The organism is Streptomyces sp. G-G2 (assembly GCF_030063135.1).
Lineage (GTDB): Bacteria > Actinomycetota > Actinomycetes > Streptomycetales > Streptomycetaceae > Streptomyces.
Genome location: NZ_JASISO010000054.1, coordinates 27,199 through 51,356 on the forward strand (window position 1 = coordinate 27,199; position 24,158 = coordinate 51,356).

The 24,158-nt window shown below is 72.4% G+C and carries 19 protein-coding genes; 11 read left to right on the plus strand and 8 right to left on the minus strand.

All coding sequences use genetic code 11. From position 1 onward, the window contains the following. Positions 1 to 77 precede the first annotated feature (77 nt). Both QMF80_RS32105 and QMF80_RS32110 read left to right on the plus strand, forming a co-directional pair. Complete coding sequence (locus tag QMF80_RS32105) at positions 78 to 1,181, plus strand: YhgE/Pip domain-containing protein (protein WP_283459708.1); 1,104 nt, start codon at positions 78 to 80, stop codon at positions 1,179 to 1,181. Further along, on the plus strand, positions 1,178 to 1,876 hold the full coding sequence (locus tag QMF80_RS32110; RefSeq protein ID WP_283459710.1) for an acetate uptake transporter: 699 nt from the start codon (positions 1,178 to 1,180) through the stop codon (positions 1,874 to 1,876). The genes QMF80_RS32105 and QMF80_RS32110 overlap by 4 nt, the downstream gene beginning before the upstream one ends. 129 nt (positions 1,877 to 2,005) lie before the next feature. Here QMF80_RS32110 and QMF80_RS32115 read toward each other — a convergent pair whose 3' ends face one another. Both QMF80_RS32115 and QMF80_RS32120 read right to left on the minus strand, forming a co-directional pair. Next, entirely contained in the window at positions 2,006 to 3,658 is a 1,653-nt protein-coding gene (locus QMF80_RS32115; RefSeq protein ID WP_283459714.1) for an amidohydrolase, read from the minus strand. Positions 3,659 to 3,720: 62 nt separating this feature from the next. Beyond that, entirely contained in the window at positions 3,721 to 4,014 is a 294-nt protein-coding gene (locus tag QMF80_RS32120; protein WP_502962964.1) for a hypothetical protein, read from the minus strand. 56 nt (positions 4,015 to 4,070) lie between these two features. On the opposite strand from QMF80_RS32120, the gene QMF80_RS32125 reads away from it, so the two are divergent. Then, positions 4,071 to 4,211: a TetR family transcriptional regulator C-terminal domain-containing protein gene (locus QMF80_RS32125; protein ID WP_283459716.1), complete on the plus strand. Its 141-nt coding sequence runs from the start codon at positions 4,071 to 4,073 to the stop codon at positions 4,209 to 4,211. A gap of 84 nt (positions 4,212 to 4,295) precedes the next feature. On the opposite strand, the gene adhE is transcribed toward QMF80_RS32125, so the two are convergent. Further along, positions 4,296 to 6,929: a bifunctional acetaldehyde-CoA/alcohol dehydrogenase gene (gene adhE / locus QMF80_RS32130; RefSeq protein ID WP_283459718.1), complete on the minus strand. Its 2,634-nt coding sequence runs from the start codon at positions 6,927 to 6,929 to the stop codon at positions 4,296 to 4,298. Between the two features lie 303 nt (positions 6,930 to 7,232). On the opposite strand from adhE, the gene QMF80_RS32135 reads away from it, so the two are divergent. The 7 genes from QMF80_RS32135 (at position 7,233) to QMF80_RS32165 (ending at position 18,150) form a co-directional block, all read left to right on the plus strand. Continuing rightward, positions 7,233 to 8,123, plus strand: coding sequence for an alpha/beta fold hydrolase (locus QMF80_RS32135; RefSeq protein ID WP_283459745.1), 891 nt, complete (start codon positions 7,233 to 7,235; stop codon positions 8,121 to 8,123). A 187-nt stretch (positions 8,124 to 8,310) separates the two neighbouring features. Further along, positions 8,311 to 8,475, plus strand: coding sequence for an FxSxx-COOH-like cyclophane-containing RiPP peptide (locus QMF80_RS32140; protein WP_283459720.1), 165 nt, complete (start codon positions 8,311 to 8,313; stop codon positions 8,473 to 8,475). A 29-nt stretch (positions 8,476 to 8,504) separates the two neighbouring features. Continuing rightward, positions 8,505 to 10,778: a radical SAM/SPASM protein FxsBH, inactivated beta-hydroxylase extension form gene (gene fxsBH, locus QMF80_RS32145; protein WP_283459722.1), complete on the plus strand. Its 2,274-nt coding sequence runs from the start codon at positions 8,505 to 8,507 to the stop codon at positions 10,776 to 10,778. Continuing rightward, positions 10,775 to 11,659, plus strand: coding sequence for an AAC(3) family N-acetyltransferase (locus QMF80_RS32150; RefSeq protein ID WP_502962965.1), 885 nt, complete (start codon positions 10,775 to 10,777; stop codon positions 11,657 to 11,659). Before fxsBH ends, QMF80_RS32150 begins: the two co-directional genes overlap by 4 nt. Positions 11,660 to 11,739: 80 nt before the next feature. Then, the gene (locus QMF80_RS32155) at positions 11,740 to 13,188 is read left to right on the plus strand and encodes a TIR-like protein FxsC (RefSeq protein WP_283459724.1); all 1,449 of its coding nucleotides are present in this window, start codon (positions 11,740 to 11,742) and stop codon (positions 13,186 to 13,188) included. Continuing rightward, on the plus strand, positions 13,172 to 17,152 hold the full coding sequence (fxsT, locus tag QMF80_RS32160) for an FxSxx-COOH system tetratricopeptide repeat protein (protein WP_283459726.1): 3,981 nt from the start codon (positions 13,172 to 13,174) through the stop codon (positions 17,150 to 17,152). Before QMF80_RS32155 ends, fxsT begins: the two co-directional genes overlap by 17 nt. Positions 17,153 to 17,253: 101 nt before the next feature. Further along, on the plus strand, positions 17,254 to 18,150 hold the full coding sequence (locus QMF80_RS32165; protein WP_283459728.1) for a DUF4231 domain-containing protein: 897 nt from the start codon (positions 17,254 to 17,256) through the stop codon (positions 18,148 to 18,150). Positions 18,151 to 18,190: 40 nt separating this feature from the next. Here QMF80_RS32165 and QMF80_RS32170 read toward each other — a convergent pair whose 3' ends face one another. The 4 genes from QMF80_RS32170 to QMF80_RS32185 all read right to left on the minus strand — a co-directional run bounded on the left by QMF80_RS32170 (position 18,191) and on the right by QMF80_RS32185 (position 22,102). After that, positions 18,191 to 18,670 carry an OTU domain-containing protein gene (locus QMF80_RS32170; RefSeq protein ID WP_283459730.1) on the minus strand — a complete coding sequence of 160 codons (480 nt, stop codon included), beginning with the start codon at positions 18,668 to 18,670 and terminating at the stop codon, positions 18,191 to 18,193. A 114-nt stretch (positions 18,671 to 18,784) separates the two neighbouring features. Beyond that, entirely contained in the window at positions 18,785 to 19,717 is a 933-nt protein-coding gene (locus QMF80_RS32175) for a S1 family peptidase (RefSeq protein WP_283459732.1), read from the minus strand. An 88-nt stretch (positions 19,718 to 19,805) separates the two neighbouring features. Further along, the gene (locus tag QMF80_RS32180; protein WP_283459734.1) at positions 19,806 to 20,648 is read right to left on the minus strand and encodes a DUF1684 domain-containing protein; all 843 of its coding nucleotides are present in this window, start codon (positions 20,646 to 20,648) and stop codon (positions 19,806 to 19,808) included. 83 nt (positions 20,649 to 20,731) lie between these two features. Then, positions 20,732 to 22,102, minus strand: a complete 1,371-nt coding sequence (locus QMF80_RS32185; RefSeq protein ID WP_283459735.1) for a DUF5685 family protein — start codon at positions 22,100 to 22,102, stop codon at positions 20,732 to 20,734. A gap of 284 nt (positions 22,103 to 22,386) precedes the next feature. Between QMF80_RS32185 and QMF80_RS32190 the strand changes: the two genes are divergently transcribed. Then, positions 22,387 to 22,845, plus strand: a complete 459-nt coding sequence (locus QMF80_RS32190) for a cell division protein SepF (protein WP_283459737.1) — start codon at positions 22,387 to 22,389, stop codon at positions 22,843 to 22,845. 27 nt (positions 22,846 to 22,872) lie between these two features. Here QMF80_RS32190 and QMF80_RS32195 read toward each other — a convergent pair whose 3' ends face one another. After that, positions 22,873 to 24,057, minus strand: a complete 1,185-nt coding sequence (locus QMF80_RS32195) for an acyl-CoA dehydrogenase family protein (RefSeq protein WP_283459739.1) — start codon at positions 24,055 to 24,057, stop codon at positions 22,873 to 22,875. Positions 24,058 to 24,158: the final 101 nt, after the last annotated feature.

Genomic DNA, 24,158 nt, shown 5'->3' on the forward strand with positions numbered 1-24,158 from the left:
CGTGCGAAACACGTGTTCGATCATCCATTCGGCCCACCCCTGCTGCGCCCCGGCTCCACCCGAACGAGCGTGAAGCCATGACCCAGCCCACCAACGCGGCCGCAGGTCCCTCGGGCGGCGCCCCAGGCACCTCCGGCGGCTTCCTCGCCGAGATCAAGGACGCCGTGACCATCAGGGCAGCCCTGCTGGTCCTGGGGGTGCTGGTACTCCAGCTCGCCTTCATCACCTCGTACGTCGGCGCCTTCCACCACCCGAAACCGAGCGAGATCCCGCTCGCGGTGACCACCCCGGCCGCCCAGCTCACCGAGCGGTCCGTGCAACAGCTCGCCGCCCTGCCCGGCAGGCCTCTCGCCCCCCGCGCGGTCCAGGACGAGGCCGCGGCCCTGCGCCAGATCAAGAACCGGGAGGTGGACGGCGCGCTGATCGTCGACCCCTCCGGCACGACCGACCGGCTGCTCGTCGCGGGCGGCTCCGGGGCCTCGCTCTCCCAGGCCGTCGAACAGATCGTCGAGCTGACCGAGAAGTCCCAGGGCCGCACGGTCCGGGTCGTCGACGTGGCCCCCGCCGCCGCGGGCGACGCACGCGGCCTCAGCTCCTTCTACCTGGTCGTCGGCTGGTGCGTGGGCGGCTACCTGTGCGCCGCGATCCTCGCCATCAGCGCCGGGGCCCGGCCCGCCAACTCCGCCCGCGCCGTCATCCGGCTCGGCGCGCTGCTGCTGTACTCCATCGCCGCCGGACTGCTCGGCACGGTGATCGCGGGCCCGGTCCTGGGCGCGCTGCCCGGCAGCGTCTTCGGCCTGTGGGGCCTGGGCACCCTGGTCGTCTTCGCGGTCGGCGCGATCACCCTGGCGTTCCAGGGGCTCGCGGGGGTCGTCGGCATCGGCCTGGCGATCCTGCTGGTGGTCGTCCTCGGCAACCCGAGCGCGGGCGGCGCCTACCCCTACCCGCTGCTGCCGCCGTTCTGGAAGGCCATCGGGCCGGTCCTGCCACCGGGCGCGGGCACCTACGCCGCCCGGTCCATCGCGTACTTCAGGGGCAACGACGCGGGCCCAGCGATGCTGGTCCTGGCCGGATGGGCCGTACTCGGCTCCGCGGTGACCCTGGCCTGCGCGATCTTCCACCGGGGGCGCCCGGGAGCGGCCGTGGGCAGCGGCCTGCCCGATGAGGAGGCCGTCCGATGAACGATCCGCTGGGGCACCACCCGGCGGGCGACCTGGCGGGCCGCGCCTTCCGGGACCGCCAGGGGCCGGTGGCCCAGTCCGCCTCCGTCAAGCGGATGGAGCCCAGCGCCCAGGCGCAGCTGGGTGCGCTCGGCCTCACCGGCTTCATCGTGGTCACCACCATCGCCACCGGCATCGACGCGGGGATCTTCCCCGAGAAGCTCGCGCACTCCGTGCTGCCGCTGGTCGGGTTCTTCATCGGCGGGCTCGCCCAGCTGCTGGCCGGACTGTTCCAGGCACAGCGCGGTGACACCTGGCACGCCACCGTGTTCGGGGGCTTCGGCCTCTTCTGGATGGCCAAGGCCTGCCTGCTCCAGTGGGTGCTGCCCGCCACCGAACCCGCGCTGCGCGGGGACGTGAGCGGGCTGTTCACGCTGCCCTGGGTGTTCGTGGTGTTCGTCCTGTGGCTGGGCAGCTGGCGGATCCACCTGGTGCTGCTGTCCACCTTCACCTGTGTGCTCGTCGTGTTCATCGCCATGACGGCCAACGGGTTCACCGGGGAGGTGATCTGGAACCGGATCACCGGCTGGGCGGGCCTGCTGGCCTCGCTCGGGGCCCTGTACCTGCTGGCCGGGCAGATCCTCGCGAGCACCTGGGGCCGCCCGGTACTGCCCATGGGCCGGTTCCTGGCCCCCGAGGAGCACCCCGAGACCTGATCCCCGAGCGCGGAGCGGCCTCCCCCGAGGACCTCGACCGGGCCCGCGCCCTGCTCACCCGGCACCTGCGGCGCGGCTGAGCCCCCGCCGGGCCCCGGCCGACCGCCGGGTCCGCCGGGTCCGCCGGGACTACGCGTGGCGGTGGACGACCTCGCCCGCCACCACGACCGTCTCGGCGACCGTGCCCGGGATCAGGTCCACCGGGACGGCGAGGATGTCCCGGGACAGGACCACGAAGTCCGCCGCCTTGCCCACGGTCAGCGAACCCCGGTCCGCCTCCAGGAAGTTGGCGTGGGCCGAACCCATCGTGTAGCCGTGCACCGCGGTGGCCACGTCCACCGTCTCCCCCGGCTGCCAGGACTCGCCGCCGTCCAGGGGGCGCCGGGTCACCGCCGTGTAGATGCCGATCATCGGGTCCATCTCGGCGACGTTCCAGTCACTGGAGAAGGCCAGCACCGCGCCCGCCTCGTGCAGGCTCCGCATCGGCCACGCCTTGTGCCAGCGCTCCTCGCCCACGTTCTCCGCCCAGTCCTGCCCCGGGCCCGCGATCTCCGGCGCGCAGTGGCGCGGCTGCATGCAGGCCACCACCCCCAGCTCGGCGAAGCGCGGCACGTCCGCCGGGTCCAGGCATTCCACGTGCACCACCTGGTGGCGGGCGTCGCGCGGGCCGTTGACCGCCCGGGCGTGCTCGACCGCGTCCAGGACGGTCCGGATCCCCCGGTCGCCGGTGGCGTGCACGAAGCACTGGAAACCGCGCGCGTCCAGCGTCGCGAGCAGCTCCGCGAACTCCTCGGCGGGGTAGAAGGTCTCGCCGCGGTGCGCGCCGCAGCCGGTGTAGGGCTCCAGCAGGGCGGCGGTCCGCGGTTCCACCACGTCGTCGATGTACAGCTTCAGGGGGCCGACCCGCAGCCGGTCCCCCGCGTACATGCGGGCGGTGGCCGCGAAGACGTCGAGTTCCTCGTCGGTGGTGCCGCGCGGGTGGAAGAGCGCGGCGACGATCCGCGAGCGCAGCCGACCCTCGGCGCGGGCCCGCTCGTACAACTCCAGCTCGTCCAGGGAGTTCTGGGGCTCGACGACGGTGGTGATGCCGTAACCGATCGCGTCGTCCAGGCTCTTGGCGAGCCGCCCGTACTGCCGGTCCGGCGAGGCCCACGGCACGCCCAGGTCGCGCAGCGCGCGGTGGCCGTCGCGGGACAGCCCCTTGATGGCGAAGTCCTTCACGAATCCGGTGGGTTCACCGCTCCGCGGGTCCACCGCGGCGGTGCCGAAGGGCAGGTCCGTACGGTCGCGGGAGACCCCGAGGCGGCGCATGGCCGCCGTGTTCAGCCAGGCCGTGTGGACGTCGTACGACAGGACGACGGCCGGGACGTCCCCGGTGACCGGGTCCAGGTCGGCGGCGGTGGGCATCCGGCCGCCGGGGATCGCGGAGTAGTCGAAGGCCTCCGCCTCGATCCACTCGGCGTCCGGGTGGGCCTCCCGCCACTGCCCGATCCGGTCGAGGGTGGCCTCCAAGGTGCGGACCCCGGCGAGCTGCACGCAGGCGTCGTCGGAGCCGAGGCGTACGTGGTTGTGCGCGTCGATGAACCCCGGCAGCACCAGCCGCCCGCCCGCTTCGATCCGTTCGGTGGCGGGCCCGGCCCACTCCTCGGCCCCGGCGTCCGGGCCGACCCAGACGATCCGGCCGTCGTACACGGCGAGGGCCTCGGCCTCGGGCAGGTCCGGGTCCACGGTGTGGATCCGGGCTCCGGTGAGCAGCAGGTCGGCGGGGACGGGACGGGGCATGGCGTGGTGCTCCTGTGCAGAGGGGGCGGACGAGGCCGTGGACGAGGGGGGTGGACGAGGGGTCAGGCGGCCGGCGCGGGGACGTACGCGGGCATCCGGCGGGCGAGTGCCCAGTAGGTGAGCCCGGAGACGGCCGAGCCGAGCAGGGTGAGGTCGGCGCCGCCGAGCGGGGCCACCAGCGGGCCGGTCCACAGCTCCGAGTCGCAGGTCAGGGCGGCGAAGGCCATTCCGGCGAGGAGGGCGGTCATGCCCGCCGGGTGGCAGCCGGAGCGGTACCAGTAGGCGCCCGCGCTCCCGGCGTGCAGGGCGTCGGCGTCGTAGCGGCAGCGGCGCATCAGCATGTCGGCGAGGAACACCCCGCCCCAGGGGGCGAATACGATGATCAGGAGGGAGAGGAAGGAGAGCCCTGGACGTGCCCGCCCGGGCCTCGGAGCTGCTGGCCCTGCTGGACGGGCTGAGCACGCGGGTGGTGCTCGGGCAGCCCGGGGCGGACCGGGCGCAGGCCCTGGAGCGGGCCCGCTCGGCGGCGGCGCTGCTGATCCCCCCGGCCTGACGGGAGCGGGGCACGCGCACAGCCCGCCCGGGTCTCAGCGGCCCGGGCGGGCCGTTCCTCCTCGGCCAAGGCTTGCGGAGAGGGTCACTTCTTCTCGGCGGCCCTCTCGGCCGGGGCGCCCTCGGTGGTGCCGTAGTAGGCCTGGCGCATGAGCTGCTTCATGTCGTCGATCATCGGCATCCGCGGGTTGGCGGGGGCGCACTGGTCGGCGTAGGCGTTCATGGCCTGGGTCGGCAGGGCTTCGATGAAGGCCCGCTCCTCGACGCCCTCCTCGGCGAAGGAGGCGGGGATCCCGCACGCGGCGCGCAGCTCCTCGACGGCCCGGGCGTAGGACTCCACGCCCTCGGCCGGGGTGGCGGCCGGCAGGCCCAGCATCCGCGCGATCTCCTGGAACCGTTCCGGGGCGCGGTAGACCTCGGCCTTCGGCCACGGGGTGGCCTTGTGCGAGACGGTGCCGTTGTGCCGGATCACGTGGGGCAGCAGGATCGCGTTGGTGCGGCCGTGGGCCACCTTGAAGGAGTTGCCCAGGGTGTGGGCCATGGCGTGGACCAGGCCGAGGAAGGCGTTGGCGAAGGCCATGCCCGCCACCGTGGAGGCGTTGTGCATCTTCTCGCGCGCCTCGGGGTCGCCCGGCCCGTCCAGGACGCAGCGTTCGAGGTTGCCGAAGATGAGCTTGATGGCCTGGAGGCACAGGCCGTCGGTGTAGTCGTTCGCGTACGCGGAGACGTAGGCCTCGGTGGCGTGCGTCAGGGCGTCGAAGCCGGAGTCGGCGGTCACCGTGGCCGGGAGGCCCATCGACAGGACCGGGTCGACGATGGCGACGTCGGGGGTCAGCGCGTAGTCGGCGAGCGGATACTTCTGGGCCGCGGCCGGGTCGGAGATGACGGCGAAGGGGGTGACCTCGGAGCCGGTGCCCGACGTCGTCGGGATGGCGACCATCTTCGCCCTCTCGCCGAGCGAGGGGAACCTGTAGGCGCGCTTGCGGACGTCGAAGAACTTCTCCTTCGTGTCGGCGAACTCCACCTCGGGGCGCTCGTACATCAGCCACATGACCTTCGCGGCGTCCATCGGTGAGCCGCCGCCGAGGCCGATGATCGTGTCGGGCTCGAAGTCGCGCATCATCGCGGCGCCCGCCTGGACGGTCGACAGCTCCGGGTTGGGCTCGACGCTGTCGATGACCTGGATGGCGACGGCCCCTTCGCGGGCCTGGAGGATGTCGGTGACCTTCCGCACGAAGCCCAGGGCGACCATCGTCTTGTCGGTGACGATCGAGACGCGGCTGATGCCGCCCATCTCACCGAGGTAGCGGATGGAGTTACGCTCGAAGTAGATCTTCGGCGGGACCTTGAACCACTGCATGTTGTTGTTGCGCCGGCCGATCCGCTTGACGTTGATCAGGTTGACCGCGGTGACGTTGTTGGACACCGAGTTGTGGCCGTAGGAGCCGCAGCCGAGGGTCAGCGAGGGCAGGAAGGCGTTGTAGACGTCGCCGATCCCGCCGAAGGTGGAAGGGGAGTTGGCGATGACACGGACCGCCTTGACCTTCCTGCCGAACTCCTCGACGAGGGCCTCGTCCTCGGCGTGGATGGCAGCGCTGTGGCCCAGACCATGGAACTCGACCATGGCGGCGGCCAGTTCGAGGCCGTGCTCGGTGTCGGAGGCCTTCAGGGCGGCCAGCACCGGGGAGAGCTTCTCGCGGGTCAGCGGCTCGTTCTCGCCGACCTCGTGGCACTCGGCGAGCAGGACGGAGGTGTCCGCGGGGACCGAGAACCCGGCCTGCTCGGCGATCCACCGCGGGGACCTGCCGACCACCGCGGCGTTCAGCTTGGCGCCGGAGGCGTCGGCCGCGTAGGCCGTCGTACCGAAGACGAACTGCTCCAGCTTGGTCTTCTCGGCCGCGGTGACCACGTGGGCGCCGAGCCGCTTGAACTCGGCCAGGCCCTGCTCGTAGATCTCCTCGTCGAGGATGACGGCCTGCTCGGAGGCGCAGATCATGCCGTGGTCGAAGGCCTTGGAGAGCACGATGTCGTGGACCGCGCGGGCCAGCTTGGCGCTCTTGTGGACGTACGCCGGCACATTGCCCGCGCCGACGCCCAGGGCGGGCTTGCCGCACGAGTAGGCCGCCTTGACCATCGCGTTGCCGCCGGTCGCGAGGATGGTGGAGACCCCCGGGTGGTTCATCAGGCCGCTGGTGGCCTCCATGGAGGGGACGGTCACCCACTGCACGCAGTTCTCCGGGGCGCCCGCGGCGACGGCGGCGTCCCGCACGATCCGGGCGGCCTCGGCGGAGCAGTTCTGCGCGGAGGGGTGGAAGGCGAAGATGATGGGGTTACGGGTCTTCAGCGCGATCAGGGCCTTGAAGACGGTGGTCGAGGTGGGGTTGGTGACCGGGGTCATCGCGCAGACCACGCCGACGGGCTCGGCGATCTCGGTGATGCCGTTCAGCTCGTCCCGGCGGATGACTCCGGCGGTCTTCAGACCGCACATGGAGTTCACGACGTGCTCGCAGGCGAAGAGGTTCTTGACGGCCTTGTCCTCGAAGACGCCGCGGCCCGTCTCCTCGACGGCCAGCCGGGCCAGCTCACCGTGGCCGCTCAGGGCCGCCAGCGAGGCCTTCTTGACTATGTGGTCGACCTGCTCCTGGCCGAAACCCTCGAACCGGTCCAGCGCGGCGAGCGCTCCCTGGACGAGCGCGTCCACCATCTCGTTGGCCTGCATGGCAGGAACTCCTTCATTGCGAGCCGTTTTCCTGATGCCTCAATTCGACACCCAAAAGCGGAAGGAACCCCGCCGAAAAAGCCCTTTCCGGGCGGGCCGAAGGTCCGCTCAACGCCGCGCGCGCCCCCTTCATCTGGCATCTGACCTGCACATATGCCAGGGACCCAAAGACCCCCGCACACTTGTGAAAACATTCACAAGAATTTCCGGGAGAGTGCGCCCTACCGCACTCCTCCCCCAGCGAGCACAATCACCAGGACGGCTCACCGTCGACCGTGAAGGAGGGGACGCGTGCACAATCGGGTGCGCACCGCGGACGGACGGCAGCTCATGGTGGAGCGTTTCGGCGACCCGCGCGGCAGGCCGGTCTTCCTGCTCCACGGCACCCCGGGCAGCAGGCTGGGCCCGGCCCCCCGGGGCATGGTCCTCTACCAGCGCCGGATGCAGATCATCGCCTACGACCGTCCCGGCTACGGGGACTCCGACCGGCTGCGCGGCCGCTCGGTCGCCGACGCCGTCCAGGACGTGGCCGCCATAGCCGACGCCCTCGGCCTGGAGAAGTTCGCCGTGGCCGGGCGCTCCGGGGGCGCCCCGCACGCCCTGGCCTGCGCGGCCCTGCTGCCCGACCGGGTCACCCGGACGGCGGCCCTGGTCGGCCTCGCGCCCTGGGACGCGGACGGCCTCGACTGGTTCGACGGGATGACCGCCTCGAACGTGCGCGAGTACACCACCGCCTCCGTGGACCCCGAGGAACTGGCCGCCCGGCTGACCCCGCGGGCCGCCGCCATCGGCAAGGACCCGGGACGGCTGCTGGACGAGCTGCGCATCGAACTCACCGACAACGACCGGATGATCGTCGCGGACGCGGGCCTGCGCTCCATGCTGCTGCGCAACTTCCGCGAGGGGCTGCGCAATTCGGCGGACGGCTGGATCGACGACGCCCTCGCGCTGTGCAGCCCCTGGGGGTTCGAGCCCGCCGACATCCGCTGCCCGGTGATGATCTGGCACGGGGAGCAGGACGTGTTCTCCCCCGTCGGGCACTCCCGCTGGCTGGCCGAGCGGATCCCGGGCGCCACCGCCACCATCGACCCCGGGGCGGCCCACTTCGCGGCCCTGCGCGCCCTGCCGGGGATCCTCACCTGGCTGCTGCGGGACCTGCCCCGGACACCGGAGCAGCACCAGCGCCCGGCCTGACGGCGAACGGTAGGGGGCGCGTGGAGGGCCGGAAAGGGAAATGCGTCACTCTTTCTATAGAACGCCTGACCTGGCGTCATGTCCCGGTTGCCAAGAGGGCGTGAAAGAGTAAAGTCCCGCTTGACACGAGCAAGACGCTCTTGTCAATCCCCCGCCCATTTCACATGGCCCCCTCAAGGACGGTGTCGTGAACACTTCCGCAACCCCCCCGACCAGCACGGTCAAGGCCCGCCGGGTCCCGCTCGCCCAGATCGACGTTCGCAGCGCTTCTTCCGCCGTCGCGCTCGGGCGAGTGCTGCGAGAGGAATCCGGTCGCATGGTTCAGGCACCGATCTTCAACTCTGCGCTCTGACCGCGAAGTAGGCGCTCTAGACTGGTGGAATGACCGGCCTGATCGCTTTTCGCGAGATCGTCCTCAAGGTTCACAGCAGATGCGATCTTGCTTGTGATCATTGCTATGTCTATGAACACGCAGATCAGAGCTGGCGAGCCCGGCCGAAAGTGATCTCCCCCGAGGTCATTGCACTTACCGCGTCGCGGCTCGCCGAACATGCCCGTGATCATGCAATCCCCTCCGTCACGGTGATTCTCCACGGAGGGGAACCCCTGCTGGCCGGCCCCGACCGGCTGCGGCTGGTGTGCGAGGAGTTCACCCGGGCCCTCGCCGGAACCGCCGCGCTGGACCTGCGGATCCACACGAACGGCCTCCAGCTCAGCCCCCGTTACCTCGACCTCTTCGCCGAGTTCGGCGTCCGGGTCGGCATCTCCCTCGACGGCGACCGCGCCGCCAACGACCGCCATCGCCGGTTCGCGGACGGCCGCACCAGCCACCCCCTGGTCCTCGCCGCCGTGGCCCTGCTGCGTTCGGCCCCCTACCGCCACCTCTACCAGGGCCTGCTCTGCACCGTGGACGTGGCCAACGACCCGGTCTCCGTGCTCGACGCCCTCGTCGAACTGGCGCCCCCGCGAGTGGACTTCCTGCTCCCCCACGCCACCTGGGAGACTCCCCCGGCCCGGCCCGACGGCGCGCCCGACGCCTATGCCCGCTGGCTGCTGCGGGTCTTCGACCACTGGGACCGGCTCGGCCGTCCGGTGCCGGTACGCATCTTCGACTCGCTCGCCTCCACCCTGCGCGGCGGACCCAGCCTGACCGAGTCCCTGGGCCTGGCGCCCACCGACCTCGTCGTCGTGGAGACCGACGGGAGCCTGGAGCAGGTGGACTCCCTCAAGAGCGCCTTCGAGGGCGCCGCCGCCACCGGTTTCGACGTCTTCTCCCATACGTTCGACCAGGTCGCGGCCCACCCCGGGGTGCGCGCCCGGCAGCTCGGCCTGGCGGGCGTCAGCGAGGAATGCCGCCGGTGCCCCGTCGTACGTTCGTGCGGGGGCGGGCTCTACACCCACCGCTACCGCGCGGACAACGGCTTCGACAACCCCTCGGTCTACTGCGCCGACCTGCGGGAACTGGTCGACGGGGTCGAGGGCCGGACCGGCGCCGAAGCCACCGCCGTCGAGCTCGTGGACCCCGCCGAACTGGCCGCTTCCCAGCACCAGTTGACCCGGGTGCTGCTGGCCCGGCTGCACGCGGAGCTGACCGAGTTCGCCCCCCGCGCGGGCGGCGGGGCCGCCTGGGCGCGGGCCTGGGAGCTGCTGGGCGCGGTGGAGGGCGCGGGCGGGGCGGGCTCCGACGCGCTGGACGCCGTACTGGCCCACCCCTACACCCGTACCTGGGTGCTGGCGGCCCTGGAAGGGGCCCAGGAGGGGCGCCCCGACGGGCCGGAAGCGGCGCTGCGGCTGGGCGCGCTGGCCGCCGCCGCCGTACTGCGGGGCGGGCTGGAGCTGTCCGCCGAGGTGGCCTACCGGGACGGCGAGGTGTACCTGCCGACGCTGGGGCTGCTGCGCCTCGGGGAGCCCGGGACGGACGGCCGGGCCACGCTGCGGGCGGCCGAGGACGGCTGCACGGCCCACGACGGCCGTTCCGCGCACCGGTTCGGCCGGGCCGCCGGGGACGCGCGCTGGCAGCCGCTGCGGTCCTGGTCCCCGGGACCGGAGGGTCCGGCGCTGGCCCTGGACGACCTCGACCCGTACCGCACCTGCTTCACCCGCCCGCCCCGGCTGCGGCTGGGCTCCGGGGAGGCCGAGGAGTGGCGGGAGCGGCTGGGGGCTGCCTGGGCGCTGCTGCACCGGGCCGTGCCGGATTTCGCCCGGGCGGCGGCCATCGGGCTGACCACCCTGACCCCGCTGGCGGGCGGCCCGAGGGCCGTCGACCGGGGCGAGGCGGGCCGCCACGGCCCCGGCGCGCTGGGCGTGCCGTACGCGGCGGGGGTCGGGGAGACCGCCCTGGCGCTGCTGACCGGGCAGCGGCGGGCCCGGCTGCGGGCGCTGACCGAGGTGGCCGACCTGTACGCGCTGGACGGGGAGTGGGAGCACCCCTCGCCGTGGCGGGAGCGGCCGGTTCCGGTGTCCCGGCTGCTGGCCGACGTACACGAGCGGGTCGCGGTGGAGGCGTACCGGCGGGCCACCGAGCCGCGCTACCCGGCGGGCACGGACCGGATCCACCGCGCGCTGGACCGGCTGGCCGGGGCGGCCGAGCTGACCAGCACCGGCAAGCGGCTCGTCGAGGAGCTGCGGTGGGAAGTCAAGGCGGTCGACGCGTGAGCGGCGGCGGCGCCCAGGACCCGCCCGCACCGCACCGCACCGCGCCGCACCCGTCCCCTCCTCCGGCCCCGGTCCCGCGCGCCCCGGCCCCGGCCGCCCCCCTCAGTACGCTCGCGCTCGCCGTGCGGCTGCGGCTGCTCGGGGTCCGGCCGGGGGCCCGGCTGCTGGTGCACGCCTCCCTCGGCGGCACCGGGCTGCGCGCCGAGCGGCTGCTGGCCGCCCTGACGGGGGTGCTCGGCCCGCGGGGCACCCTGGTGGTGCCCGCCTTCACCGCGTCCAACTCCCGTACCTCCAGCGCCCACCTGGCCCGGATCGAGGGCCTGGGCGAGCCCGCGGTGCGGGCCTTCCGGGACCGGATGCCCGCCTTCGATCCGGCGGGCACCCCGAGCGAGGGGATGGGCGTCTTCGCGGAGGCGGTGCGCACCGCGCCGGGGGCCGTGCGCAGTGCCCATCCGCAGACCTCTTTCGCGGCGCTGGGCCGGGACGCGGAGCGTTTGTCGGCGGGACACCGGCTGAGCTGCCATTTAGGCGAGGAGTCGCCGCTGGGAATGCTGTGCTGGGAGGGGGGCCAGGTACTGATGATCAATGTGGGATTTTCCGTCTGCACCGCTTTCCATCTCGCGGAGTACCGAATTCCGAAGCCCCTCTTGCGCATGTACGAGTGTGTGGTGAAGGTGAACCATCCGGGGCGGCGGCAGGGGGAGGAGTGGACGGCATACGAGGACGTCGCGCTCGACGACAGTGATTTCGCGGAGATCGGCCGCGCATTTCCCCCGTCCCGGGTAAAGAAGGGGCAGCTGGGAGGGGGTACGGCCATGCTCTTCGGGGTTCCGGACGCCGTCGATCACGCCGTTACCTGGATGACCGAAAACCGACGCTGATTGACTGAACCATGAGGCGATGTGGCGGAGCAGCTCCGGAATGATGTTTCTTCGCTCCACATCTTCGGGACGGGGGTCGTGTGCCCGCATCAGTGCAGCCGTACTTTTTTCTCAGTTATGCGCATACGCCGAGGTTCGGGGCCGGGGGGCCCGACCCGGACATGTGGGTCGAGCGGCTCTTCCGTGACCTCTCCAGCCACGTCATGGCGCTCACGGACCTGCCCGCGGGTTCCGACGCCGGATTCATGGACCGCGAGATACGCAGCGGCGAGGGCTGGTCCGAACGGCTCGGCGCGGCACTGGCCACCTGCCGGGTCTTCGTCCCGCTCTTCTCGCCGCGGTACTTCGCCAGCGAGATGTGCGGAAAGGAATGGTTCGCCTTCGCGCACCGCACCATCCAGCGGACCGCCGTCAGCGGGCAGCCGGCCGAGGCCATCGTGCCCGCCCTCTGGGTCCCCGTACCGCCCGCCCAGTTGCCCGGTCCCGCCGAACGGCTCCAGTTCAACCACAACACGTTCGGCGAGCGCTACGTCACCGACGGGCTCTACGGACTGATCAAACTGCGGGGGTACGCCGAGCAGTACGAGCGGGCGGTCTACGAACTGGCCAAACGGATCGTGCTCGTCGCCGAGACCGTGCGGCTCGACATCAGCCGCCCCATGGACTACCGGGTGGTGCCCAGCGCGTTCGGCAGTCCCGGGGGCGCGGGCGGCCCCGGCAACTCCGCCCGCAGCCTCCATGTCACCGTGGCCGCCGCCACCCGCCACGACCTGCCGGAGGGCCGCAGCCCCGAGTACTACGGGGACACCGCGCTGGACTGGAACCCGTACCACCCGGTCGCGCAGCGGCCCGTGGCCTACGTCGCCGAGGACCTGGTGCGCTCCCTCAACTACCACACCACGCTCGCCTCCTTCGACGACGAGGCGGGGCACTTCGACACCAAGCAGCCGCCGACCCGCCCCGAGATCCTGATCGTCGACCGCTGGGCCGTCGCGGACGACCTGCGCCGCCAGCGGCTGGCCGCCTTCGACCAGGACCCGCGGCCCTGGGTGAGCGTGGTCGTCCCGTGGAACCGCTACGACCACCAGAGCCGCGCCCAGGAAAGCGAGCTGACGGACCGGCTGGAAGAGACCATGCCGGTGAAGATGAACCAGGGGCGGATCGCCTGCCGGGCCGCGGCCAACGGGGTGGCCAACATGGACACCCTCGGCCAGATCCTTCCGCAGGTGGTCGAGGCGGCCGCCCAGCAGTTCCTGAGACACGCCCAGGTCTATCCCCCGGCGGGCGGCGCGCACACCGAACGGCCGCGGCTGCTCGGCCCGATGGGGATGGGCGCGCCACCGGCGCCGCCGCCCGCGCCGTTCCCGCCCGACACCGAAGAGCACCGCGCCGAAGAGCGCCGCGCCGAACAGCACGGCACCGAACAGCACACAGCCGCAGAGCGCCACGCCCGCACCACCGGGCCGCAGCAGCCGGACGCCGACGAACCGACCAACCAAGCGGGGGACGCGGATGACAGCCAGTCGTGACGGACGGATCGTCACCTTCTATTCGTACAAGGGCGGTACCGGCCGCACCATGGCGCTGGCCAACACCGCCTGGATCCTCGCCGCCAACGGCAAGCGGGTCCTCGCCGTGGACTGGGACCTGGAGGCCCCGGGCCTGCACCGGTTCTTCCACCCGTTCCTGGACCCCTCCACGCTCGGGGCCACCACCGGGATCATCGACCTGATCAGCGAGTACGCGTGGGCCGCGACCAGCCCGGCGCAGCGCGCCGACGACTGGCACAAGGACTACGCGCGGATCCAGCCGCACGCCGTCTCGCTGACCCCGGAGACCCTCGGCTGGGAGTTCCCGGACGGCGGCACCCTCGACTTCGTCTCGGCGGGCCGGCAGAACCGCGAGTACTCCGCGACCGTCTCCACCTTCGACTGGGACAACTTCTACGACCGCCTGGGCGGCGGCCACTTCTTCGACGCGCTGCGCGACGACATGAAGCGGAACTACGACTACGTGCTGATCGACAGCCGGACCGGGCTGAGCGACATCGCCGACATCTGCACGGTCCACCTGCCCGACGTGCTGGTCGACTGCTTCACCCTCTCCGACCAGTCCATCGACGGCGCCGCCTCCGTCGCCCGGCAGATCGACGAGCGGTTCAACGACCGGGGCATCAAGATCTACCCCGTCCCGATGCGCATCGACGAGGGCGAGAAGGAGAAGGCCGACGCGGGCCGGGCGCTGGCCCGGATCAAGTTCGACCGTTTCCCCAGCGGGCTGGGCGGGGACGAACTCACCGCCTACTGGGGCGCGGTGGAGATCCCGTACCGCCCCTACTACGCCTACGAGGAGACGCTGGCCACCTTCGGGGACGAGGCCGGGCTCACCAACTCCCTGCTCTCCGCCTTCGAACGGCTCACCGCCGTGGTCACCGAGGGCGAGATCACCTCCATGCCGCCCATCGGCGAGGAGGTCCGGCTGCGGATCCGCGACGCGTTCACCCGGCGCCGGCCCACCCTGCCCGCCGACCTGTTCCTGTCCTACGTCGCCGAGAACCGGATGTGGGCCGACTGGATCGAGTCGGTGCTGACCCGCGCCGGATTCCGGGTCGTGCCCAAGGACGTGTCCGCCGAACGGCCGCCCGCCCCCGCCCCCGCGACCGCCCCCGGGGACACCCTCGGCGGCGCCGGGATCAGCGTCGACACCGCCGCCCGGACCGTGGTGCTCCTCTCCAACGCCTACCTCAAGTCCGCCCGGGCGGTGGACGTGTGGGCGCGGGCCGCGGCCGAGGACCCGACCGGCGGGCGGCGTCAGCTGGTGCCGCTGCGCGTGGGCGACGTACGCCTGAGCACCCCCTACATCGACCGCAATCCGGTGGACCTCTTCCGCCTCGACGAGGTGCACGCCACCACCGCCCTGCTGCGCGCGGTGGAGCGGCCGATGGCCCTCAACGACGGGATCAGCAGCGCCACGGCGCCCGGCCCTCGCTTCCCCGGGACCGTGCCGAAGATCTGGAACGCGCCGCCCCGCAACCCCGGCTTCACCGGGCGCTCCATCGTGCTGGAGCGGATGCGCGACCAGCTCGGCGGTGGCATGGCCGTGGTGCTGCCGCAGCCGCAGACCCTGTACGGGCTCGGCGGGGTCGGCAAGACCCAGGTGGCGCTGGAGTACGTGCACCGGTTCATGGCGGACTACGACCTGGTGTGGTGGATCTCCTCCGAGCAGACCGACGACGTGGTCGCGGCCCTCGCGGAGCTTGCCGTCCGGCTCGGCGCGCAGACCGGGGAGGACATGGCGGCCGCCTCGCAGGAGGCGATCGACCTGCTCCGGCGCGGGGTCCCCTCCTCGCGGTGGCTGCTCGTCTTCGACAACGCGGACGACCCCGAGGCCCTCAAGCGGTTCTTCCCGCCGGGCGGCCCCGGGCACGTGCTGGTGACCTCCCGCAACCAGAGCTGGTCGCAGTACGGTGACGCGCTGCCGGTGGACGTCTTCCTGCGCGAGGAATCCATCGAGCACCTCCAGCGGCGGGCCCCCGGGCTCACCACGGAGGACGCCGAGCAGGTCGCGATCGCGGTCGGCGACCTGCCGCTCGCCGTCGAGCAGGCCGGTGCGTGGATCGCGGAGACCGCGACGCCCGTGTCGGCGTACCTGGAACAGCTCGCCCAGCAGGCGGCCCGGGTACTGGCCCTCAACCAGCCCCCCGGCTACCCGGAGCCGGTGGCGGCGACCTGGAACGTGTCCATAGAACGGCTGCAGAGCCGCTCCCCCGCCGCCGTGCGGCTGCTCCAGCTCTGCGCGTTCTTCGCACCCGAGCCGATCTCGGCGAACCTCCTCTACAGCAAGGAGATGATCGACGCCCTCAAGCCGTACGACTCCTCGCTCCAGGAGAAGCTGGTCCTGGGCCGGGTGATCCGGGAGATCGGCCGGTTCGCGATGGCCAAGGTCGACCAGGTCAGCAACAGCATCCAGGTGCACCGGCTGGTGCAGGCCGTGATCCGGGCCCAGCTGACCGAGGAGGAGCAGCGCGAGGCGCGGCACGCGGTGCACCGGATCCTCGCGGGCGCCCGGCCGGACGACGACGAGCCGATAGACAACCCGGAGACCTGGCCCCGGTTCAACACCATCTGGCCGCACCTGACCCCGTCCGAGGCCCGCTTCTGCAAGGAGCCGGAGACCCGGCGGCTGCTCATCGACCGGGTCCGGTACCTGTGGAAGCGCGGTGACTTCAAGGCCGCCTTCCAGCTGGGCGAGGAGCTGCGCGAAACCTGGAAGGACACCCTCGGCAACGACGACCTGCAGTACCTCTACCTGCGCTTCCACCTCTCCAACATCCTGCGCTCACAGGGGCGGTTCGTGGAGGCGAAGGAACTGGACGAGGTCACCCTGGAGCGCCAGCGCACCGCGCTCGGCCCCTCCCACCCGCACACCTACATGACCACCAGCGGCCTCGCGATGGACCTGGGCACCCTCGGCCGGTACAGCGAGGCGATGGAACTGGCGACGGCCGCGCACGAGGGCTTCAGCCAGATCTTCCACGAGTCGCACCCCCGGACCCTGGCGGCCGCGAACAACCTGGCGCTGAACCTGCGCATGGTGGGGCAGTACGCCCGGGCCCGCGAGATCGACCAGGAGGTCTTCGACCGGCGCACCGAGGTGCTCGGCCCGGACCACCCCTACACTCTGTCCTCGGCCCAGAGCCTGGCCCGCGACCTGCGCGAGGTGGGCCGCTACGACGACTCGGTCCAACTGCTCAGCCGCACCTACGAGATCTACAAACGGCAGCTGGGCCGGGCCTTCCCCGGCACGCTGGCCGCCGCCAAGTCCCTCGCGGTCTCGCTGCGCCGGGCGGGCGAACTGGAGGACGCGCGGCGGCTGACCACCGCCACCCGCAACCGCTACCGGGCCAAGTACACCTCGGTCAACCCCGACCTGCTGGCCTGCGAACTCAACCTGGCCGCCGACCTGTTCGCCACCGGGGACGCGGCCGCGGCCCGGGACCTGGCACAGGAGGTCGTCGACGAGTACATGAAGGTGCCGGGCGAGCGGCACCCGTACACCCTGGCCGCGATCAACAACCTCGCGGTGTTCCACTGGGGTTCGGGGGCGGCGGAGACCGCGGAGTCCATGCTGCGCCACGCCATCCGGCAGCTGCGCGAGGTCCTCGGCGACAACCACCCGCACACCATCTTCGCCCACCTCAACCTGGCGAACACCCTGGCCGATCTGGGAGATCCGGAGGGCGCCCTGGAGCTGGAGCGGATGGCGGTGCTGCGGCTGCGCGAGGCGCTCGGCGCGCACCACCCCGAAACCCTGGCGAGCGCCTCGAACATGGCGGTCAGCCTCGATTCGATGGGCCGCAAGGAGGAAGCCGCGCGGGTCCGCACGGAGGCGGTGAACGAGCTGACCAGACTCCTGGGCGAGGAACACGGCCTGACCCGCTACGCACGCGACGAGCGCCGGGTCCACCGGGACCTGGAGCCGCTGGCGGTGTGACCGCCTCCGGGCGGGGCGGCCGCCGGGGACCGGGCAGTTCCCGGCGGCCGCCCCGCGCACCACCCGACAGCAGACTGGGGGGGTTCGCTGTGACCGACAGCATGACCTTTCGAAACGAAGACCTACCGGCCCTCTTCCACCACACCGACCAGGCGGCGATCTCCCGGCAGCGGGAGTCGACGCAGGCCACCCGCGCCCAGCTGCTGCTGCTCGTGACGGCCGCCGCGGCGGGCGCGCTGCCCGCGGCGACCCGGCTCGGGTCGCTGCACCTGTTCGGGCTGCTGAGCGCGCTGGCGTACGCGGGCGTGCTCGGCGTGGGGGTGCGCGCCACCCGGCGCCGGGCCCGGCCGCAGTGGCAGCTCAACCGCAGCGCGGCGGAGTTCATCAAGTCCCTGGCCTGGCGGTACGCCGTGCACGGGGCGCCCTTCGGCAGTGACGTCCCCGACCCGCGCCAGGTGTACGGGACCCGGCTGGAGGCGGGCCTGGACGAGCTGCGCAAGATGGGCTGGGAGGATCCGCGGACCACCGGGATGGTGCCGGAGGGCGGGGAGATCACCGGGGCCATGCACCGGCTGCGGGGGCTGGACTACCGGGTGCGGCGCGAGACGTACGTACGGGACCGGCTGATCGAGCAGCGCAAGTGGTACCAGCGCAAGACGGAGGTGTCGCGGCGGGCCACCGCCGTGTGGTCGTGGTCGATCGTCCTGCTGACCTGTGTGGCGCTGCTGTTCGCGCTGCTGGGGGCCGTCGGCTCGGGCCCGGGGACCCGGCTGACCGGGCTGCTGAGCGCGGCGGCGGCGGCCGGGATCGCCTGGAACGAGGTGCGCCGCCACCATCCGCTGATCGAGGCGCACACCCTGATCGAGCAGGACCTCTCCGCGATGATGGTGGTGATGCAGACGACGATCACCGAGACGCAGTGGCCGTCGGCGGTGTACGAGACGGAGCGGTACGTCTCCCCGCAGCACACGGACTGGCTGGCGCGGCACAGCAGTTGAGCCGCCGCGCCGCGGACGGCGCGGGCGTCGTACGGGACGGTCAGTCCCGTACGACGCCCGCGCGCCAGAGGACGGTGACCGGTTTCCCGAGGGCCCGGGCGTAGGCGACGATCTCGCCCGTGCCGCCGTGCCCGCGCGCCGGAAGGCCGTCCCAGACGGCCACGAGCCGGTCGCAGCTGTCGGCGATGAAGGTGCCCGCCGCGTAGTACGCCTCGTCCGTGGACCGGGCGAAGCCCAGTCTGATCTCCTGGGCGGCCAGCCGCCGCAGCCGGTGGTACCCGGCGAGGGACGCGCCGTCCTCGAAGGTGGCCTCGTAGTCCCCGCTGGGGATCACCACGGTCAGGTCGGCCCCGCACTGGAGGGCGATGTCGGCGAAGAGCTGGTCGGCCCCCTCCGCGAGGCTGGAGAACGCCTCCAACGGGCCCCGGTGGCCCCGGAGTACGCTCCGCAGCCCGGCTTCGACGTGGGCGAGCGCCTCGCCGGGAATGGACCGGTGGCCGGTCACGCCGATGCGTTTCATACACAAGCCTCCCCCGTGACAGCCCGAACACCCTGGACATCCTCCCAGAAGGCGGGGGGACGTCCAGGGTGCGCACAGGGGGCGCGCGCAACGGCCGCGCCCGGGCGGGGGCCGTCAGTAGACGCTGACCCCGTAGGCCGCGAGGGCCTCGGTCACGGGCTGGAAGAACGTCGTACCGCCGCTGGAGCAGTCGCCGCTGCCGCCGGAGGTCAGGCCGATCGCCCGGGTACCGGAGTAGAGCGAGCCGCCGCTGTCGCCGGGCTCGGCGCAGACGTTGGTGCGGATCAGGCCGGAGACGATCTCGCCGTTGCCGTAGTTGACGGTGGCGTTGAGGGCCTGCACCGTGCCGCTGTGGATGCCGGTGGTGGAACCCCGGCGGGTCACGGACATGCCGACGGTGGCGTTGGCGGCGCTGGTGATGTCCTGGCTGCCGACGGTGCCCGCGTGGGCGAGCGAGGTGTTGTCGTAGCGGACCAGGCCGTAGTCGTTGCCGGGGAAGCTGGACCCGACGGTGGCGCCGATCGTGGTGGTGTGCGAGGTACTGGTCCACCAGGTGCCCGCGCCCTGGGTGCAGTGGCCGGCGGTCAGCAGGTAGTAGGTGCTGCCGCTGCGCACGTTGAAGCCGAGCGAGCAGCGCCAGCTCGACGCGAGGATGGGGTCGCCGCCCGAGATCAGCTTGCTCAGTCTGCCGGGGGTGTGCTCGACGCGCAGGGCCCCGGAGTCGGCCCCCGCCTCGTGCTTGATTCTGGCGAGGTCGGCGCCGGAAACGGTGGAGTCGGCGGTGACCACGAGGGTTCCGTTGGCGGGGTCGGTGTACCAGGCGGTGCCCGCGACGTCGGCGCGCTGTACGGAGGCGCCGACGGCGGCGAGCCGGTCGGCGCTCAGGCCGCCCGAGGACGCGTCGGCGTCCGCGCTCGCGCTCGCCGGGACGGCGAAGGCGGCGACGGCGGCCAGCCCGGCGGCGAGCACGGTGAGCCGGGTCCGCGTACCGATGCGGACGCGACGGGCGACGGGGGTGTGGGTGGGGGGGTTGTGCTTGAAGCTCATTTCTCGTCCTCCCGGAGGGGATCGGGGCTCGGCGGACCGATGGGTCTGGCCGTGCACCTGACAAGCACTGATCCGGAGTCTCGTGGTGTCAGATACCGGCAGCAAGGGCTGATTTCAGCCTCCGTTCTCCGGCCGCGACCTCGAACGGCAGGGTGTTGCCGGGCGGCGGCAACGGACAGATGAAGTGATCGGCGAAGGCGCAGGGCGGCAGCAGCGCGCGGTTGAGGTCGACCGTGACCGAGCCGTCGGCGGCCGGGATCCCGGGCCGCAGGAAGCGGAACCGGTAGCTGCTCCGCCCGCCGGAGGCATCACCGAAGACGGCCCACAGACTGCCGTCACCCTCGTCCACGGCCACCTGGAGGGTGTGCGGGGCGCCCTGGAACGTGAAGCTCAGTTCGCCCCCGAGGCCGAGGCCCCGCGCGGCGCCGTCGGCGTTCTCGACCTGGACGGTCCGGTCCTCGGCGTACGGCCGGAAGCGCCCCGGGAGCGCGTACGCCGGGTCGTACGGGGTGGCCTCGATGCCCGCGAAGGCGCGGCGGTCCGGGGAGTCCGGGTCGTACACCCGGACCGCCCAGGCCCCTTCCCGGCGGATCACCACGAGCCGGACGGCGCCCGCGGCGAGCCGGGAACCGGACGGCGGCCCCGCGTCGGCGGCGAGCACCGCCTCTCCGTCGAGGGGCTCGCCGCCCAGGGTGACGCCGTCGGCCGGGGACGCGGTCAGGAGGACGGCGCCGTCCGTCTCGCGCCACAGGCCCGGAACGGCCGGAATTCGACCTTCCGGGTAGTCGGCGAGCCAGTGCGTTCCCATGAGGGACAAGGGGCCGTAGGGAGCTGACACCGCGTCCACCCGGTGCTCGTGCCAGCGTTTCCAGGCGGCGGACGCATCGGATGCGCCCGTCGGGGCAGGTGCCTCAGATGCCTCAGGACTCATACGGTCAGATTTCCATACCGGCACCGCCCACGGGTGGCACCGGCATCGCAAGGTACGCCGTACGGACCTGTCCTGACGTGTCCTCAGCAGCCGCAGTCACACCCGCAGTCGCAGCAGTCGCATCCGTCGCAGCAGCACCCGTCGCACCCACCGCAGTCGCAGTCGCAGTCGTCGCACCAGGCGTCCCGCTTCTTCCGGGACCAGGGACCCTCGTGGTCCGTGCAGCACAGCTGGCAGGTGCAGAAGAGCCCGATGGCCACCGCGCAGCCCGCCAGGATGCCCCGGCGCGGCTTCTGGGGCGGCAGCCCGCCGAAGCCGCCGCCGCCCGGACCTCCGGGACCGCCCGGGCCCATCGGCGGGGGCGCAGCGGGCCCACCGGGTGCGGTCGGCCCGTAGGGGTTGCCGCCGTAGGGGTTGCCGCCGTAGGGGCCGGACCCCTGGGGGCCGCCGCCGAACGGATTCCCCGTCCCCGCGTCCCAGGCGGGCGGCGCCGAGCCGAAGCCCTGACCGTGCCCCTGCCCCTGCCCCTGCCCCTGCCCCTGACCCTGACCGTGGCTCTGGCCGTGCCCGGCCGACGCGGCGCCCTGGTGCCCGCAGGAACTCGTCCCGAAGGCCCGGTCCACCGAGGTCCGCAGCTCGTGGACCAGCAGCCGGTGCGTGAGGCCCGCGTCCACGAACTCGGCCTCCCGCAGCGCCAGCCGTATCCCGTGCAGCGCGTCGTCGCACAGCCGCCGGGCCTCGGTGAGCGACGTCCCGGTCGCGGTCAGCGGGTTCCAGGCACCCGCCGCGGCGTCCGCGGCCTGGTCCTCCACCGCGTCCAGCAGGTGCGCGAGGCGCCCGAAGTACCGGCCCGCCTCGGCGAGCGCGGGGGCGTTGCCTGGCCGCCCGGCCAGGGTCGCGGTATGGGCGAAGGCGGCGGCCGTGGCGGTCTCGGTCGGCTCGGTCACGCGCAGGACCGGGGTGCCCGGTCCGGCGAGGGCCTCGATGCCGCCCTGCCGGTCCACCGCGTCCACGAGGACGGCCGTGTCGAAGCCGAGGGAGGCCCCGGTACGGGCCCCGGCCCGGTCCCAGCGCCGGGCCACGGTCCGCGCGGCGGCGGCCAGCGGAGCGCGCGCCAACAGGCCGTCCCGGTCGGCCACGTGGTCCCGTACCTTCGCCGAGGCGAGCACCAGGGAGACGGCGGCGGCGAGCCGCGCGCCCTCCCCGTCGGCCACCGGAGCGGTGCGCATCCCGCGCAGCGGGCAGGGACCCGCGGTGCGCCGCGCGCCCGGGGCCGGAGCGGACTGAGCCTCCGTCAGAACGGAGACGAGCAGCCCGTCGTAGTTGGTGACGACTCTGGCGAACTGGCCGTGGTCCCCGCGAAGTGCCAGGCACAGTCCGCAGAGATGGGCCATCCACTCCGTCTTGAACCGGTCTCCGAGCCGGTGGGCGCAGGGTCTGACAATGCCGAACAAGTGGTTCCCCCGTGTGTCAAGCTCGTACGTGCGGGGCATCGTATCGAGCCAGGCCCTTCACCCGTACGTCCCATGCGGTCACCCGGTCGGATGCAGCGGTCGTATTTTCACTCAGCTGGCTGCGGCACACGCTGCGAACCGTGGCCGCGCACCGGATGTTCTGCACCAGTACCGTCACGAAACCCCTGCGCGGCGACTATCCACTTGGCGCGTTGTCAGCATCATGGTCGACCATAGGGACGCGGAGAAGAAGTCAGATCAAGCCCCGGTGAAAGGAGGCGTCCATGGGTTCGGTACGCAAGGCGAGTGCCTGGCTGGGTCTCGTTGAGGACAGCAACGACGAGCGTTACTACGACGACGAGTACGCGGAGGCCGCGGCACAGGGTTCCCACGCGGGTGGAGTCGAGCGGGAGCAGTGGGTCACCGACCCGCGCGTCCAGGTCGTGTCCGAATCGGCTGTCGAGCAGGGCCGGCGCATCGCCACGGTGACCCCCGACGGCTTCCGCGACGCGCGCGGCATCGGCGAACTGTTCCGCGAGGGCGTGCCCGTGATCGTGAACCTGTCGTCGATGGACCCGGGCGACGCGAAGCGCGTGGTCGACTTCGCGGCCGGGCTGACCTTCGGCCTGCGCGGCTCGATCGAGCGGGTGGCGACCAGAGTCTTCCTGCTGACCCCGGCCGACACCCAGATCGTCAGCGGCGAGTCCGGCGGCCGCACCCGCGACTTCTTCAACCAGAGCTGAGCGGGGCGCTCGCCGGTTCCCTCCGGTCTACCGGAAGGCGTCGAGACCGGTGAGTGCCTTGCCCAGGACCAGTTGGTGCATCTCGACGGTGCCTTCGTAGGTGAGCACCGACTCCAGGTTCGTGGCGTGCCGCATGACGGGGTACTCCAGGGAGATCCCGTTCGCGCCGAGGACGGTCCGCGCGGTGCGGCAGATCTCGATCGCCTCGCGGACGTTGTTGAGCTTGCCGAAGCTGATCTGCTCCGGCCGCAGGGTGCCCGCGTCCATACGGCGGCCCAGGTGGTGGGCGAGCAGGATGCCCTTGTGCAGTTCCAGTGCCATGTCCGCGAGCTTGGCCTGGGTGAGCTGGAAGCCGCCGATCGGCTTCCCGAACTGCTCGCGCGTCTTCGCGTAGCCGAGCGCCGACTCGAAGCTCGCGCGCGCCGCGCCCATGGATCCCCAGATGATCCCGTACCGGGCGTGGCTGAGACAGCCGAGCGGCCCCTTGAGGCCGGTCACCTCCGGAAGCACCGCGTCGGCGGGCAGCCGTACGTCGTCCAGGACCAGCTCGCTGGTGACCGAGGCGCGCAGCGACCACTTGTGCTTGATCTCGGGGGCGGAGAACCCGGCCGTGTCCGTGGGGACGGCGAACCCCCGGATCCCCTCGTCGGTCTGCGCCCAGACGACGGCGACGGCGGCGACGCCGCCGTTAGTGATCCACATCTTGCGCCCGTTCAGCACCCAGTCGGTGCCGTCGCGCTTGGCGTACGTCCGCATCGCGGCGGGGTCGGAGCCTACGTCGGGTTCGGTCAGGCCGAAGCAGCCGATCAGCTCACCGGCGGCCATGCCGGGGAGCCAGCGCTGCTTCTGCTCCTCCGAGCCGTACTTCCAGATCGCGTACATGGCGAGCGAGCCCTGTACGGAGACCAGCGAGCGGATGCCGGAGTCGGCGGCCTCCAGTTCCAGGCAGGCCAGGCCGTACTGGACGGCGCTGGCGCCCGCGCAGCCGTAGCCGGTCAGCGACATCCCGAGCGCGCCGATCGCACCCAGCTCGCGGGCCAGCTCGCGGATCCCGGGCAGCTCGCCGTTCTCGTACCACTCGGCGATGTGCGGCAGGACCCGGTCGGCGGCCCAGTCCCGGACGGTGTCCCGGACCGCGAGGTCCTCGGGGCTGAGCAGCTCGTCGAGTCCGAGGGGGTCGGTGGGGACGAAGGGCGTTTTCGACGCGGACACGGAAAGCCTCCCGGCGGGCCTGAGAACAAAACCTAGCGCCGCAAGTTTCAACCCCACCCCCACCCGAGGTCCACCCCCACCCCCTCAAGCCCGCCCCCCTC